Genomic DNA, 14,260 nt, shown 5'->3' with positions numbered 1-14,260 from the left:
GGGCGGTGGCCGCTTCAACCTCTCGAAGTCGATGGTCGGCTCAGACGCGCTCGCCGACGAGCACGCCGACCTGGTCGTGGACCGGCTCGACCGCGATGAGCGCGTAGCCCGCGTCGGTGAAGCAGTCCGCGAGGTGTCCGACGGTGGAGGGGTCGTCGACCTCGGGCGAGTAGAACGGCTCGTCCGGGTCGGGTTCGCCGAAGAACATCACGTCGCCGAGGACGATGCGGTCCGGCCCGAGCCCGGCGAGCACGTCGATGGCCTCGCGCTTCTCCTCGTCGGAGAGGTGGTGCATCGCGAAGTTCGAGACGACCACCGCCACGTCCCCCCCGTAGTCCGGCTCGCGGAAGCTCCCCTCGCCGAACTCGACGTTCTCGAGTCCGGCCTCGTCGGCCTTCCGGCGCGCCTCGTCGAGCATCCCCTGGCTGATGTCGCGGAAGACCACCTTTCCCGCGTCCCCGGCGAGCGAGAGCCCGATTGCGCCGGTTCCACAGCCCACGTCGAGCACCGTTTCGGTGCCCGAGAGGGCGTCGCGGGCGTGGTCCAACACGAGCGAGACGCAGGCGCGGTACTCGTCGGTCTGGTTGTGCTCGTCGTCGTACTCCCCGGCGACCTCGTCGAAGCGGGCGGCGTGTTCCTCAAGCGTCCTCTTCATACCGGCCTCTACGCACGCCGGGTTCTATGAAGGACTCGGACTGGCGCTCGCGGTTGCGCTCCGCGAGCCGCCCCCACTCGGCAAGGCCCTCCCTGATGCGCTCCTCGCCGAGCCCGATTATCTCGCCGACGGCGGCCAGCTCGCGCGGGGCACGCAGCTGCAGGTGGCTCGTCGGGTCGGCGCTGACGACGAACGGCGCGTCGTAGTAGTCGACCAGCTCGGCGAGCTTCCGCAGGCCCCGGAGCGCCTGCACGCGACCGCCGCCGGAGAGCCGACAGACCCGGCTCAGGTCGAACTCCAGCCGCACGCCGTGCTCGACGGCGGCCTTCGCCAGCACGTGGTTCACGTCGCCGTCGCCACGCATCGGGTGTGCGAGCACGTCCACGCGGTCCTGTTCGACCGCGAACCGGTTCATCGCGTTCGTCCCGCCGTGGACCAGCAGGAGGGTGTGGTCGCCCCGGTAGTTGCCGACGTAGCCGCTCGCCTGCGAGGGGTCGTCCGCGCGGATCTCCATGCCGTGCACCACGTCGACGCCCGTCTCCTCGCGGATTCGCTCGGCGTCGTAGTCGGCGCGGGCGTCGCCGTGGTTCCGCACCACGACGCCGTCGAAGCCGTAGCTGGCGGCCGTGTGGGCGTAGCGGGCGACGGTCGCGTCGCCGTCCGGGTGAGCGTGGACGGCCTCGTACATGGCTCGCCGTCTCTCGGCGGCTTCCCTTAGGGTTCCGGTTCCCTGTCGGGGACACCGTTGGTTTACAAACATCGTAAACTCCTCCCGTGTGGCCACGTCGCGCCCCGGCCAATCGAGGAGCACGGGGCTGGTCGAGTTGGGGCGGTCAGAACCAGGCGCGACCGCAACCGAACGGAGCCGGCGACCCCAGTGCTACTCCTCGTCGTCGTCGGCCAACAGCTCCAGCGTCTCCTCGGCGTTGACGACGGCCTTCTCGCGATTCGCCGGGTACGCCTCGACCTTCGCCCGGAACGTGATGCCGTCACCCAGCGCGGTCTCGCCCGAGAACGCGGCCTGCTTGTCGAGGTGGACGAAGAACTCGCAGTTCTCGGTGACGCGGTCGTCGAGTTCGTCGACCAGCCGGTCGACCTCGGGGGCCTCGGCCAGCCTCGCGAGGACGTGGCGCACGTCGTCGGCGTTCTCCACGCGGGCGGAGAGGACGACGATGCGGTCCCCGTGGTGTCCCTTGCTCTCGGCCCGCTCCAGCTCGAACTCCTCGGGGAGGTAGTGACGGAGGGCGTCCTCGACGCGCTTCTCGTCCTCCGTCGCATAGCTGAACGCACGGAGGTCGACGTAGTGGAACGGGACCGAAGCCATTGTACTGGGACCGCGTTTCGCGGGATTACTCCTCGTCGTCTTCGTCGTCGTCGGCCTCGGCGGCCTCGAGCTGGTCCTCGGGGATGCCCTGCTCCTGGCCGTCCTCGAAGGAGACGGTGTAGGTGGCGTCGCCGAACATCGTGTCCATGACCTGCGTGATGGTGCCGGTCTCGCCGTCGAACTCGCTGTGCTTGTCGTGCAGGACGACGGTGTCGTCTTCCTCGAAGCTCATGCTCCGGAGTATCCGTGGCGGCGATAAAAAGGGACTGATTCGCGGTTGGCCGTCGACACGTCCCGCGCCGTCTCAGATCGGCGTCTCGATGCCGAGTTCGGACAGCAGCGTCGCGGCGGCCGCGGACGACGACGGCGGGCCGCGAGCCGTGATGAGGTCGCCGTCGACGGTGACCGACGTGTCCGATTCGAGCTCGGCGTCCCAGTCACCGCCGGCCGCGACCACCTCGTCCTCGACCCAGTACGGGAGCTTGCGGCCGTCGGGCATGATGTCGTGCTCGTCGACGATGTCCGCCTCCCAGGCGTTCGGGAAGCCGGTGACGCTGCGGCCGTCGACGAGGAACGAGCCGTCGGCCTCACGGGTGAACGCGAGGATGCCGGCGGCGTGGCAGACGACGAGCGCCTTCCCCTCGTCGCCGGCGACGGCGTCGCGCAGGAGCCCGCGAGCGTGGCGGTCCTGGTTGACGTCCCAGACGGTGCCGTGGCCGCCGGGGAACACGACCGCGTCGTAGTCTGCGGCGTCGACGGTCGCGAGCGGCTCCGGGTCGTCGAGACGCTCGTCGGTCTCGTGGATCTCCCGCGCCTCCTGTGCGTACTGCTCCCCGACCTCGTCGGGGTCGAGCGAGCGCTCGTCGACGACCGGCGGGTCGCCGTCCGGTGTGGCCACGGTCACGTCGGCCTCGGCCGCGGTCAGCGTGGTCAGTGGCTCGAAGCACTCCTCCGCCCAGTACCCCTCCTGGCTGACGACGAACAGTGCAGAACTCATGCGCTCCGGCTAGGTCACGGAGACCTTTCAGGGCCGAGGAAGCGGTTCGCACTGCCGTATCCGTCACGCGTGACACGTTCGCAGGGCGGCGAAAGGACGAAGTGACGGGCCGCTGCAGTGGTGGCCGTGACCCGCGACTGAGCCCGGACGGGTGGCCCGGCACCACGGCGCGCCCGTTCACGACGCCGTATCGTGCGCGACTGACACCGACAGTCACCCATGGAGATACGCGAACCCAGACCCGACGAACACGACCGCATCGCCACCGAACTGCTCCGCCCCGGCTTCCTCGAAGCCGAGGAGCGCGAGCCCCAGTACTGCAACCTGACCGAGCAGGCCCGTACGACGCCGAGCCTCGACAGCTGGCTCGGCGAGGACGACAGAACGATCCTCGTCGCCGTCACCGACGACGGCGAGCTCGCCGGCGACGTCTCCGGCGCGGTGTCGCCGACGCCGCCGATCTACGACCGCCCGCCGGCCGTCTACTGCGACGGCCTCTACGTCAAACCCGAGTATCGACGCGAGGGCGTCGCGACGGAGTTGCTGGACAGCCTCGTCAGGTGGGGGCGCGAGCGCGGCTGTGGGTTCTTCTCGCTCTCGGTCCACGTCGACAACGAGCGCGCGACCGAGTTCTTCGAGGCGTACGGCATGGAGCAGGCGTACCGCTCGATGCGCACGCGAATCTGAGCACCCACACCACGCCCGTCGCCCTACTCGACGTCGCCGAACGTCTGCCCGTCCTGCGAATCCGCCTTCATCCGACGGATGGTCGCCCGGGCCTGGCTCGCGTCGTAGCCGAAGTAGACGTCCTCGGCGTACTCGTCGGCGACCTCGGTCGCGTGCGCGAGGTTGTCGATGTCGACGTCGACGGCGTACAGCTCGATGGAGAAGGGCTTCGAGAGCGCGTCGACGAACCCGCTCGCGATGACCTCCAGCCAGTACGTCGTCTCGTACACCAAGTCGTACAGCGGGACGACGAACTCGTCGACGTGCTCGGCGATGGCGTCGAGGTCCAGCCCGGCCCGCCGGTAGAGGTGCCCCGGGTACGGGTCCGGATAGAGCGTGAAGTAGGCCCTTCCCGGAATCCGGTCCACGGCCTCCTCCACGAACTCGGTGATGACGTCGGCGCGCCAGTCGAACCGGTCCGCGTCGTCGGCCTCGTCCAGGTCGTAGTCGGCGGGCTCGCCGCCGTCGCGGTCCGCGCGCCAGCCGGCGTACGAGTCCCGGCAGTGCTCGCAGTAGCAGTACTCCTCGCGGGGGAACCCCACGTCGTCGAGCCGCACCGCCTCGTTGGCGTCGGCGCAGTCCTCGATGGTCTCCAGCAGACCCGCACGGTACCGCTCACGGGTCGGGCAGATGTAGCCCCAGTCGAAGTAGGGCCGCTCACGGGTCGCCGGCTCGCCCTCGTCGCTGACGGGGACGAGGTCCGGTTTCGCCTCGCCCGCCGCGGTATCGCCGAAGCAGGAGACCATGTTCACCGCCGACGCGACGGGCTCGACGGCCCTGCCGGTCACGTCCTTGACCTCGTAGAACCCCAGCTCGAACTCCGCCCAGTCGAGCTCCTCCTCGTTGCGCGTGACGACGCCGTACATACCCGTCGCTACGGGGTGCTTGCGGGGTAAGTGGTTCGAAAGAGGGCGCGAGGGGCTATTCCTCGTCGAGGTCGTAGTCGACTTCGACCGTGGAACCGCCGCCGGCGACCATCTTGTACACGAGCACTGCGACTAACAGGGCGAGCAGGAGTTTGACCTTCCTCGACATGGGAATACGTTCGTCCGGTGACTATTTAGTCCTTTCCGAACCGATTTCGTTTCCGATCATCGAGGGACTGAATTAGCTAGTCGTCGGCGATGTGGCTCGCGATGTCCTCGCGCACGATGGTGCCACAGAACTCACACCGCACGCCGTCCCGCAAGACGGCGAAACGCGTCTCGACGGGCTCGTCGACGTTGGTGATGCAGTTACGGTTCGGACAGGAGAGCACGCCCGTGACGCTCTCGGGGCGGTCGACGCGGTGCTTCTCGACGACCTCGTAGTCGCGGACGATGTTGATGGTCGCGTCGGGCGCGATGAGCGAGAGCACGTCCACCTCGTCCTGGCTCAACTCGCGGCCCTCGACCTTCACGATGTCCTTCGTCGCGAGCGTGCCCGACGGGACGTTCATACCGATGGCCACCTGCTCGCCGCCGCTGCCGTCGATGCCGAGGATGGCGAGCACGTTCAGCGCCTGGCCCCCGCGGACGTGGTCGATGACGGTACCGTTCTCGATCTTCGAGACGCGCAGTTGCTTGTCGGTGTCGCTCATGAGTCTCCCTCCAGCAGCAGGTCGAGCAGCGCCATCCTGACCGGGACGCCGTTGTGTGCCTGTTCGAAGTACCGCGCGTGGTCGGTGTCGTCTATCTCCGGCGCGATCTCGTCGACGCGCGGCAGCGGGTGCATGACGGTGAGGTCGTCCTTCGCGTCCTCGAGCGTCTCCGCGTCGATCTGGTACTCGCCGGCGATGCGGTGGTACTCGTTCTCGTCGGGGAACCGCTCGCGCTGGATGCGCGTGACGTAGAGCACGTCGAGCTGGGGCAGCACCGTCTCCAGGTCGGTGTGCTCGCGTACCGTCGCACCGGCCTCGTGCAGGTCGTAGCGGACCGAACGGGGCAGTTCGAGCGACTCGGGCGAGACGAAGTGCTGGCTCGCGTCGAAGTTCGTCAGCGCCGTCGCCAGCGAGTGCACGGTACGGCCGTACTTCAGGTCGCCCATGATACCGATGGAGAGGTCGTCCAGCCCCGCGTTCTCGCGGATGGTGTACAGGTCGAGCAGGGTCTGTGTCGGGTGGTGGCCCGCGCCGTCGCCGGCGTTGACGAGCGGCACGTCGACGAACTCGCTGGCCATCTTCGCCGCGCCCATCAGCGGGTGACGGAGGACGAGCGCGTCGGCGTAGCCCTCGACGACCCGGACGGTGTCCGCGAGTGACTCCCCCTTCTTCACGGACGACGAGTCGACGGAACCCATGTCGACCACGTCGCCGCCGAGACGCTTCATCGCCGCCTCGAAGCTCATCTTCGTGCGCGTACTCGGCTCGAAGAAGCAGAGCCCGAGGAGCTTGCCGGCGTGTCGCTTGCCGAACGACGCCGGGTTCGCGTCCACCTCGGCCGCGCGGTCGAGGACGAGTTCGATGTCCCCCCGCGTGAGCTGGTTCGCCGTCAGCAGGTGGTCGTGTCGCATCGAGTGAACAGGCTCCGGCGGCGGACTTGAATCCAACCATCTTCCGCCACGAATCCTTTTATGGGAACGCGACCAATCCGCGGGCATGAGTCTCGACGACCGCGCCGAGGAACTCGCCTCCGACCTCGGTGTCGACAAAGAGGAGGTCAAATCGGACCTCGAGAACCTGGTGTCGTACAGCGTCCCGATGGACGAAGCCGTCCAGAGCCTCCGCCGCAAGTACGGCGACGGCAGCAGCGGCGGTGGTGGCGGTACCCCCTCGGAGAAGGACATCGGCGACGTGACGACCGACGACAGCAGCGTCAGCCTGACCGCCCGCGTGCTCACCGTCGGCAAGCGCTCCATCCAGACGCAGGGCGAACAGCAGGACATCTTCGAGGGCGAACTCGCCGACGAGACCGGGAAGATATCCTACACCGCGTGGACGGACTTCGGTCTGAGCGCGGGCGACACCGTGCAGGCCGGCAACGCCGGCGTGCGCGAGTGGGACGGCGAACCCGAACTCAACCTCGGCGAGAGCACCTCGCTCTCGTTCCTCGACGAGGAGCTCGACGTGCCCTACGAGGTCGGCGGCGAGGCGACCCTGCACGAGCTCCAGTCCGGCGACCGCGGCGTCACCATCGAGGTCGCCGTCGAGGAGGTCGAGCGACGAACCATCGACGGCCGCGAGGGCGAGACCGACATCCTCAGCGGCGTCCTCGGCGACGAGTCCGGCCGCCTGCCCTTTACCGCGTGGGAGGTCCACGAGGCCATCGAGAACGGCGAGCCCGTCCGCGTCGAGAACGCCTACGTCCGCGAGTACCGCGGGGTCCCCGAGGTGAACGTCTCCGAGTACTCGACCGTCACGCCCCTCGACCGCGACATCACGGTCGGCGAGGACGCCACACAGGTCTCCGTCGCGGAGGCCATCGCCACCGGCGGGATGTACGACGTCGAGCTCGTCGGCGACGTGCTCGCCGTGCGTGACGGCTCCGGGCTCATCGAGCGCTGTCCGGAATGCAACCGCATCGTCCAGAACGGCCAGTGCCGCAGTCACGGTGACGTCGAGGGCGAGGACGACCTGCGCGTGAAGGCCATCCTCGACGACGGCACCGCCACCGTCACCGTCGTCCTCGACCGCGAGCTGACCGAGCAGGTGTACGACGGCACCCTCGACGACGCGAAGGAGCAGGCACGCGACGCGATGGACAAGGAGGTCGTCGCCGAGGACATCCGCGAGAACATCGTGGGCTTCGAGTACCGGGTGCGGGGGCACTTCTCGGTGGACGACTACGGTGCGAACTGCGACGCGACGAGCTTCGACCGGACCGACGACGACCCGGCCGAGCGTGCGCGGGCGCTGCTCGAGGAGGTGGACGCATGAGCGACATCCAGCGCCGCGAGACCGCCTACCGACTCTTTGCTGCGGAGTTCGACGACGCGACGCTCTCGCACCAGGAGGCCGACGAGGAGCGCGCGCCGAACTACGTCATCACGCCGACGGGCGCACGCGTCAACCGGCTCTTCGCGGTCGGCGTCCTCACCGAGGTCGAATCGGTCAACGAGGACGTACTCCGCGGGCGCATCGTCGACCCGACCGGCGCGTTCGTCGTCTACGCCGGGCAGTACCAGCCCGACGAGATGGCCGCGCTCGAACGACTCCAGACGCCCGCGTTCGTCGCGGTGACCGGCAAGGCCCGCACCTTCTCGCCGGACGACTCCGACCGCGTGTACACGTCGGTCCGCCCGGAGAGCATCACCCAGGTCGACGCTGCGACCCGCGACCGTTGGGTGGTCGACACCGCCGAGCAGACGCTCGAACGCGTCGCGACCTACGCTGCCGCGGCCGGCCTCGGGGAGCGCGGCGACGCCCTCCGTGCCGCCCTGCAGTCCCGCGGTGTCCCGCCGGGACTCGCCGACGGCATCCCGCGGGCGATGGACCACTACGGCACGACCGCGGCCTACCTCTCCCGGCTCCGCGAGACCGCTCTCGACGGGGTCCGCGTGGTCACCGGCGACCGCGACGAGGCCACCGCGGTCACCATCGACCCGAGCAACGAGGGCGACGGCACCGCGACCTGGGCGGACCTCCTCGACGAGGACCGCGCCGCGTTCGGCTCGCCGCTCGGTGAGGCAGAGCCGGTCGCGCCCGGGGGCGACGACGAAGGTGACGGCGGGACAGCCGACGACGGGGCGGCCGACGAGGATGCGGAGTCCACCGATGTCGACGCCGAAGCGACGAGTGGGCCAGACTCGGAACCCGCGGAGAGTGAGCCCTCCGCCGGACCCGACGGGAACGAGCTGGCGGAGAGCGAGCCAGAACCGGAGTCCGTCGGGGAGTCCGAGACGACAGACGAGCCCGCAGCCGGGTCGGAGACGGGCGACGCAGGGGCCGGAACGAGCGACGCCGAGAGCGAACCCAAGGACGACGAGGCCGCCGGCATCGGCGACTTCGAGCCGGGCGACCTCGGCGACGACGGGGAGGACGCCACCGAAGCCGACGCGTCACCCGCAGCTGACGACGGCGGGATGTACGAGATGGGCGAGGCGGAGCGCGAGGAGATCGAGGACGAGTTCGGCACCGAGTTCGCAAGCGGGAACGACGTGGCCGACCCCGGCGAGGCCGGCATTGAGACGCCCGAACCCGAGGACGACGCCGAGCTCGCGGAGGAACCGAACGCCGACGAACCGGAGGCCGACGCCGAGGCGGACGAAGCCGACGCCGAGGCGGACGAAGCCGACGCCGAGGCGGACGAGGGCGGAGAGGAGGAGCCCGCCGAGGACGTCGACCTCGAATCGCACCTGCTCGAGGTCATGGCCGAACTCGACGACGGCGACGGGGCGGACCGCGCGGAACTGGTCGACCGCGTGTCCGGCGAGACCGGCGCGTCCGAGGATGCAGTCGAGGACGCCATCCAGGACGCGCTCATCGGCGGGCAGTGCTACGAGCCGGGCGACGACCGCCTGAAGGCGATCTGAGCGATGGCGAGCGTCGAGCCGGTACCGGACCGGCCGGCTGCCGTCGTCGACACCGGCGAGGAGCGCGTACTCGTCGTCGCCGACTTCCACGCCGGCATCGAGGCCGGACTCAGGGTCGAGAGCGGCGTCCACGTCGAAAGCCGGGGCGAAGCGCGGCGCGAGAGCGTCCTCGCGATGCTCGATTCGGCCGCTCCCGACCGGTTCGTCGTCCTCGGCGACTTCATGCACTCCATCGGTGGCCCCGGCGGCGCGGAGCGCGGCGAGATAGAGGTGCTGCTGGAGTCCATCGACGTGCCGACGACGGTCGTCAAGGGCAACCACGACGGCGACATCGAGTCGTGGGTCGACGCGACCGTCACCGACGGCACCGGCGTCAGGCTCGGCGACGTGGGGTTCGCACACGGCCACACCTGGCCCGACGTCGAGGTGCTCGCCGCCGACATCGTCTGTATCGGCCACGAACACCCCTGTGTGCGGCTCACCGACGAGGTCGGCGGGAGCCGTATCGAACGCGTCTGGCTCCGGGGGCCGCTCGCACGCGAGCCGTTCGCCGAGCGCGACCCGGACCTCGCGTGGACCGACGCCGAGCTCGTGGTGTTCCCGGCGTTCAACGACCTCTGCGGTGGCACGTGGGTGAACGTGAACGAGGACTTCCTCGCGCCGTTCCTCCCCGATGGACTGCCGAGCGCGCAGGCGTACCTGCTCGACGGCACCCGGCTCGGCGAGTACGGTCGCGTCTAGTCGTCGGCGTCCGGTTCGACGGTCGGCTCTCCGTCGTCGTCGCGGACGTCCGCCGGCTCGCCGTCGAGCGAGTCGAGTTCCTCCTCCAGCTCGGCGACGCGGTCGGCGAGCCGGCCGATCTCCTCCTGGAGCGTGTGCAGCTCGTCGTCGGCGGCGTCACCGGCCACGTCGGCGGCGTCGATCTCGCCCTCGACGAGGTCGGCGATGGTGAACTCGTCGCCGTCGGGGCCGGGGAACTCGGTCTCGTCGAGCTCGGCCTCCAGCTCGGCGGCATCGACGGGGTCGAACTCGGCGGCGAGCTCCTCGAACGTCTCGACGACGTCGTCGATCACGGGGTCGGGTGCTTCGTCCGCCGCCGTGACCGGGGAGACGAACACGTCGACGACCTGCGGGCGGTCGACCAGCGCCTCGACGATGCGACCGGGGGACTGGTCGGTGACGACCACCACGTCGACGATGTCCCGGCGGCCGTCGCCGGAGACCTGTCGACCGTCGATCTCGAAGGCGTTGGCGAGCTCCTGGGCGACGACGACCGCGCCGCCGCCGTGGTAGCTGTCGCGCGTCTCGACGCGGACGAAGTGACTGCCCGGCGCGACGGGCTGGTCGAGCAGGGCGTCGGTGGTCCCCTCGTCCGGCGGGTCGAGCTCGCCAGCGCCGCCACGGACGACGGGGTGCGGCCAGTCGTTGTCCGGTTCGGGGAGTGCCTCGCGTATCGGTTCGGTGACCGAGGTGCACCGTGCAGGTCCGCCGCCGGAAGACGCGCTCTCGCTGTCGTCCCAGGTCCCGCCCGGTGGCGGGGCCGCGACGGGCTGTGATCCGACCTCCTGACCGTCGGCGTCGCCGGGCGTCGAGAGCGCGCGCTCGACGGCCGCACGGATCCGCTCGAACGGCTCGTCGGAGGCGAACCGGCCGTCCACACGGAGCAGGTCGGTCTCGACGCCGACCGGGCGGAGCGACGGTGCGTTCGGGTTCGACGTGACCCGCAGGTGTGGCTGCCCGAGGAAGCCGTAGATGTGGTCGGGTTCGGAGAGCCAGACCATCAGCAGGGTGACGACCGTATCACCCGGCGGGACCGAGCCGGTGTAGACGAGCCGACCGTCCTCGAAGGCGGTCCAGCCCTGGCCGCCGTAGTCGGCGTGGACCGCGACGTGCTCCCGCTGGACGGGCTCTGGCAGTCGCTCTGTGAGACGGACCCCGACCGGGGCGTCCCGCGCAGACTCGAACGCGAACTTCACCGCCGGTAACGGGAGGGTTTCCAGGTCGAGGCCCTTCCTCACGACGACGCCGTCCGCCTCGACGTCGACTGTGTACCCCCCATACCACCTGTTGGGTACACGCATCCGGATGTATCACCGGAGTAGAGGGAGATAGTCGCTTTGTCAAAAATCCTGATTTTGTGGCTCGAAACGAACCGTCGAGCGACTTATTCCGTTCGCGCCGTTAGAACGGGCGATGACGCAGGGAGCGGCCGCGTTCACCGTCCTCGGGAGCGAGGTACGGTCGGCGCTGTCCGACAGGGGGTTCCAGACGCCGACGCGCACCCAGCGACGCGCACTGCCACCCATCGCGGCGGGCGAGCACACGCTGGTCGTCGCGCCGACCGGCACCGGCAAGACCGAGACGGCGATGCTCCCGGTGTTCGACGCGCTCGTCCAGCACGAGGACGAGGAGCGCGGCACCTACGGTTTCCGGGCGCTGTACATCACGCCGCTGCGGGCGCTCAACCGGGACATGCGCGAACGGCTGGACTGGTGGGGCGAGCAGCTCGGGCTCGACGTGGACGTGCGCCACGGGGACACGACTGACTACCAGCGCTCGAAGCAGGCGAACAACCCGCCGGACGTGCTGGTGACGACGCCGGAGACGGTGCAGGCGATGCTGACCGGCTCGAAGCTCCGGACCGGCCTCGAGTCGCTGCAGCACGTCGTCGTCGACGAGGTACACGAGCTGGCGGCCTCGAAACGTGGCGCGCAGTTGACGGTGGCGCTGGAGCGCCTGCGGGAGCTCGCAGGGCCGTTCCAGCGCGTCGGCCTCTCCGCGACGGTCGGCGACCCCGAGGAGGTCGGCGCGTTCCTCACCGGCGGCCGGGGCTGCGAGATACGACAGGTCGACGTCGGCAGCGACCTCGACGTGTCGGTCGTGGAGCCCACCGTCGAGGACGGCGACGAACGCCTCGCGAGCGAGCTCGTCACCGACGCGACGGTCGCCAGCCACGTCCGGACCATCCTCGACCTCGTCGAGTCCCACGAGTCGACCCTCATCTTCGTCAATACGCGACAGACGGCGGAGGCGCTGGGCTCGCGGTTCAAGGAGCTCGGTGCCGACATCGGCGTGCACCACGGCTCGCTCTCGAAGGAGGCCCGCATCGAGGTCGAGGACGCGTTCAAGGCCGGCGAGCTCGACGGCCTGCTCTGTACCTCCTCGATGGAGCTGGGCATCGACGTGGGCCGAATCGACCACGTCGTCCAGTACCAGAGCCCCCGCGAGGTCGCCCGCCTCCTCCAGCGCGTCGGCCGTGCGGGCCACCGCCGCGACGAGATCTCTTCGGGGACCGTCGTGACGACACGCGCCGACGACACGTTCGAGGCGCTGGCCATCGCCCGCCGGGCCAGAGACGGCGAGGTCGAGCGGGCGAACATCCACGAGGGTAGCCTCGACGTGGTGGCGAACCAGGTGCCGGGCATCGCGATGGACTTCGACGAGATATCCATCCCCGCCCTCCACGAGCTGTTCACCCGGGCGTACCCCTTCCGCGACCTCTCGGAGGCCGACCTCCGTGCGGTCGTCTCCGAGCTGAAGGGCAACCGCGTCGTCTGGTTCGACGAGGCCGCCGACACCGTCGAGACGACCGGCGGCACCTGGCAGTACGTCTACGCGAACCTCTCGATGATCCCCGACGAGGAGACGTACGACGTCGAGGACGTCGCCAGCGGCCAGCAGGTCGGCACACTCGACGAGCGGTTCGTCGTCAACTTCGCCACCGCGGGAGAGGTGTTCGTCCAGCGCGGCGAGATGTGGCGCATCGTCAACGTCGACGACGAGGAGTCCACGGTGAAGGTGTCGCCCGTCTCCGACCCCGCCGGCGAGGTGCCGTCGTGGGTCGGCCAGGAGATCCCGGTGCCGGAGGCGGTCGCCCGCGAGGTCGGCGCGATGCGGGACGTGGCGACGCCGCAGTTCGAGCGCGGCGCAACCCGGACCAGCGTCGCCCGCGAGTTCGCGAACCGCTACCCGGCCGACGAGGCGACGCTCGCGAGCGCGCTGGCGCAGGTCGAGGACCACGTCGAGGCCGAGGCCCCGACGCCGACCGGCGAGCGCATCGTCGTCGAGGGACGGGGCAACACGTTCGTCGTCAACGCCCCGTTCGGGCACAAGACGAACGCGACGCTCGGCCGGGTGCTCTCCTCGCTGCTCGGCCAACGCGCAGGCTCGACCGTCGGGCTCGACACCGACCCGTACCGCATCGAGCTGGAGGTGCCGTCGGGCGTCTCGCTCGGCGAGGTGCGCGAGCTACTGGAGACGACCGACCCGGACCACGTCGAGGCCATCGTCGAGCTCTCGCTGAAGCGCTCCGACGCGCTCAAGTTCCGGCTCTCGCAGGTGGCCGCGAAGTTCGGCGCGCTCAAGCGCTGGGAGGGCAGCGGCGTCTCCGGCGACAGACTGCTCGCCGCACTCTCGGACACCCCGATCTACGACGAGGCGGTCCGCGAGGTGTTCCACGAGGACCTCGCCGTCGAGAACGCCGCCGACGTGCTCCGGGCGATTCGCGACGGCGACTGCGAGGTGCTCGTCCACGGCGACCGCACCCCCATCGGCACCGACGGGCGCTCCGCCGGCAAGGAGCTGCTGTCGCCCGAGAACGCGGATGCGAGCGTCATCGAGACGGTGAAAGACCGCATCCGCAACGACCGCGTCATCCAGCTCTGCGTGCACTGCCAGGACTGGAAGCAGAAGACGAAGGTCCGGCGGGTGCGCGACCAGCCCGAGTGTCCCGAGTGTGGCTCGACGATGATCGCCGCGCTCAACCCGTGGGACGAGGAGACCGTCGCCGCGGTGCGTGCCACGGAGAAGGACGACGAACAGGAGTACAAGACCGAACGAGCGTACAAGGCGGCGAGCCTCGTCCAGAGCCACGGCAAGCAGGCGGTCATCGCCCTCGCGGCGCGTGGCGTCGGCCCGACGAACGCGGCCCGGGTCATCAACAAACTGCGCGAGGACGAACAGGCGTTCTACCGCGACCTCCTCGCCCAGGAGCGCGAGTACGCCCGGACGCAGAGCTTCTGGTAGCTGTCGTCACGAATAGTATGGTGTGACCCGGGCCGGAAGGGGGGAGTGTGGCCCGGGTCGTCCGCGGTGCTGTCAGAAGGCCGAA

General features: G+C 69.7%; 14 protein-coding genes. 5 read left to right on the top strand and 9 right to left on the bottom strand.

All coding sequences use genetic code 11. The features are described 5' to 3' along the window. Positions 1-40: 40 nt before the first annotated feature. The 5 genes from NO345_RS16960 to NO345_RS16940 all read right to left on the bottom strand — a co-directional run bounded on the left by NO345_RS16960 (position 41) and on the right by NO345_RS16940 (position 2,976). On the bottom strand, positions 41-655 hold the full coding sequence (locus NO345_RS16960) for a class I SAM-dependent methyltransferase (protein WP_256301207.1): 615 nt from the start codon (positions 653-655) through the stop codon (positions 41-43). Continuing rightward, positions 639-1,343 (bottom strand): RNase P subunit p30 family protein, encoded by a 705-nt coding sequence (locus NO345_RS16955; protein ID WP_256301205.1) that lies wholly within the window; start codon positions 1,341-1,343, stop codon positions 639-641. Before NO345_RS16955 ends, NO345_RS16960 begins: the two co-directional genes overlap by 17 nt. A 192-nt stretch (positions 1,344-1,535) precedes the next feature. Beyond that, positions 1,536-1,979: an RNA-binding protein gene (locus tag NO345_RS16950; RefSeq protein WP_256301203.1), complete on the bottom strand. Its 444-nt coding sequence runs from the start codon at positions 1,977-1,979 to the stop codon at positions 1,536-1,538. Between the two features lie 25 nt (positions 1,980-2,004). After that, positions 2,005-2,211 (bottom strand): DUF1918 domain-containing protein, encoded by a 207-nt coding sequence (locus NO345_RS16945; protein WP_256301201.1) that lies wholly within the window; start codon positions 2,209-2,211, stop codon positions 2,005-2,007. A 72-nt stretch (positions 2,212-2,283) separates the two neighbouring features. Then, a complete protein-coding gene (locus NO345_RS16940) occupies positions 2,284-2,976 on the bottom strand; it encodes a type 1 glutamine amidotransferase domain-containing protein (RefSeq protein WP_256301199.1) in 693 nt (230 codons plus the stop codon). Between the two features lie 219 nt (positions 2,977-3,195). Between NO345_RS16940 and NO345_RS16935 the strand changes: the two genes are divergently transcribed. Then, positions 3,196-3,663 (top strand): GNAT family N-acetyltransferase, encoded by a 468-nt coding sequence (locus NO345_RS16935; protein WP_256301197.1) that lies wholly within the window; start codon positions 3,196-3,198, stop codon positions 3,661-3,663. 23 nt (positions 3,664-3,686) lie between these two features. Here the strand turns inward: NO345_RS16935 and NO345_RS16930 are convergent, their stop codons facing one another. The 3 genes from NO345_RS16930 to pyrB all read right to left on the bottom strand — a co-directional run bounded on the left by NO345_RS16930 (position 3,687) and on the right by pyrB (position 6,192). Beyond that, positions 3,687-4,568, bottom strand: a complete 882-nt coding sequence (locus tag NO345_RS16930) for a hypothetical protein (protein WP_256301195.1) — start codon at positions 4,566-4,568, stop codon at positions 3,687-3,689. 245 nt (positions 4,569-4,813) lie between these two features. Further along, positions 4,814-5,281, bottom strand: a complete 468-nt coding sequence (gene pyrI / locus NO345_RS16925; RefSeq protein WP_256301193.1) for an aspartate carbamoyltransferase regulatory subunit — start codon at positions 5,279-5,281, stop codon at positions 4,814-4,816. Then, positions 5,278-6,192, bottom strand: a complete 915-nt coding sequence (gene pyrB / locus NO345_RS16920) for an aspartate carbamoyltransferase (RefSeq protein ID WP_256301191.1) — start codon at positions 6,190-6,192, stop codon at positions 5,278-5,280. Before pyrB ends, pyrI begins: the two co-directional genes overlap by 4 nt. 85 nt (positions 6,193-6,277) lie before the next feature. Between pyrB and NO345_RS16915 the strand changes: the two genes are divergently transcribed. From NO345_RS16915 to NO345_RS16905, 3 genes are read left to right on the top strand one after another with little or no spacing between them, the layout of a single operon-like run. Further along, positions 6,278-7,555: a Single-stranded DNA binding protein gene (locus NO345_RS16915; protein WP_256301189.1), complete on the top strand. Its 1,278-nt coding sequence runs from the start codon at positions 6,278-6,280 to the stop codon at positions 7,553-7,555. Further along, positions 7,552-9,150 carry a hypothetical protein gene (locus NO345_RS16910; RefSeq protein WP_256301187.1) on the top strand — a complete coding sequence of 533 codons (1,599 nt, stop codon included), beginning with the start codon at positions 7,552-7,554 and terminating at the stop codon, positions 9,148-9,150. The genes NO345_RS16915 and NO345_RS16910 overlap by 4 nt, the downstream gene beginning before the upstream one ends. Before the next feature lie 3 nt (positions 9,151-9,153). Next, positions 9,154-9,891 carry a metallophosphoesterase gene (locus NO345_RS16905; protein ID WP_256301186.1) on the top strand — a complete coding sequence of 246 codons (738 nt, stop codon included), beginning with the start codon at positions 9,154-9,156 and terminating at the stop codon, positions 9,889-9,891. Here the strand turns inward: NO345_RS16905 and NO345_RS16900 are convergent. Further along, a complete protein-coding gene (locus NO345_RS16900; RefSeq protein WP_256301184.1) occupies positions 9,888-11,231 on the bottom strand; it encodes a hypothetical protein in 1,344 nt (447 codons plus the stop codon). The two genes, NO345_RS16905 and NO345_RS16900, sit on opposite strands and share 4 nt — an antisense overlap. Positions 11,232-11,343: 112 nt before the next feature. Between NO345_RS16900 and NO345_RS16895 the strand changes: the two genes are divergently transcribed. Then, complete coding sequence (locus NO345_RS16895) at positions 11,344-14,175, top strand: DEAD/DEAH box helicase (protein ID WP_256301182.1); 2,832 nt, start codon at positions 11,344-11,346, stop codon at positions 14,173-14,175. Positions 14,176-14,260 lie beyond the last annotated feature (85 nt).

It is taken from the genome of Haloarchaeobius salinus (assembly GCF_024464185.1).
In the GTDB taxonomy this organism is placed as follows: Archaea; Halobacteriota; Halobacteria; order Halobacteriales; family Natrialbaceae; genus Haloarchaeobius; species Haloarchaeobius salinus.
This window is presented reverse-complemented; position numbering and strand designations above follow the sequence as displayed.

What these genes read in the sequence shown, in the direction of transcription:
- NO345_RS16960 (WP_256301207.1), bottom strand. Translation starts at nt 655, where the DNA reads ATGAAGAGGACGCTTGAGGAACACGCCGCCCGCTTCGACGAGGTCGCC.
- NO345_RS16945 (WP_256301201.1), bottom strand. Translation starts at nt 2,211, where the DNA reads ATGAGCTTCGAGGAAGACGACACCGTCGTCCTGCACGACAAGCACAGC.
- NO345_RS16905 (WP_256301186.1), top strand. Translation starts at nt 9,154, where the DNA reads ATGGCGAGCGTCGAGCCGGTACCGGACCGGCCGGCTGCCGTCGTCGAC.
- NO345_RS16915 (WP_256301189.1), top strand. Translation starts at nt 6,278, where the DNA reads ATGAGTCTCGACGACCGCGCCGAGGAACTCGCCTCCGACCTCGGTGTC.
- NO345_RS16940 (WP_256301199.1), bottom strand. Translation starts at nt 2,976, where the DNA reads ATGAGTTCTGCACTGTTCGTCGTCAGCCAGGAGGGGTACTGGGCGGAG.
- pyrI (WP_256301193.1), bottom strand. Translation starts at nt 5,281, where the DNA reads ATGAGCGACACCGACAAGCAACTGCGCGTCTCGAAGATCGAGAACGGT.
- NO345_RS16900 (WP_256301184.1), bottom strand. Translation starts at nt 11,231, where the DNA reads ATGCGTGTACCCAACAGGTGGTATGGGGGGTACACAGTCGACGTCGAG.
- NO345_RS16930 (WP_256301195.1), bottom strand. Translation starts at nt 4,568, where the DNA reads ATGTACGGCGTCGTCACGCGCAACGAGGAGGAGCTCGACTGGGCGGAG.
- NO345_RS16935 (WP_256301197.1), top strand. Translation starts at nt 3,196, where the DNA reads ATGGAGATACGCGAACCCAGACCCGACGAACACGACCGCATCGCCACC.
- NO345_RS16955 (WP_256301205.1), bottom strand. Translation starts at nt 1,343, where the DNA reads ATGTACGAGGCCGTCCACGCTCACCCGGACGGCGACGCGACCGTCGCC.
- NO345_RS16895 (WP_256301182.1), top strand. Translation starts at nt 11,344, where the DNA reads ATGACGCAGGGAGCGGCCGCGTTCACCGTCCTCGGGAGCGAGGTACGG.
- pyrB (WP_256301191.1), bottom strand. Translation starts at nt 6,192, where the DNA reads ATGCGACACGACCACCTGCTGACGGCGAACCAGCTCACGCGGGGGGAC.
- NO345_RS16910 (WP_256301187.1), top strand. Translation starts at nt 7,552, where the DNA reads ATGAGCGACATCCAGCGCCGCGAGACCGCCTACCGACTCTTTGCTGCG.
- NO345_RS16950 (WP_256301203.1), bottom strand. Translation starts at nt 1,979, where the DNA reads ATGGCTTCGGTCCCGTTCCACTACGTCGACCTCCGTGCGTTCAGCTAT.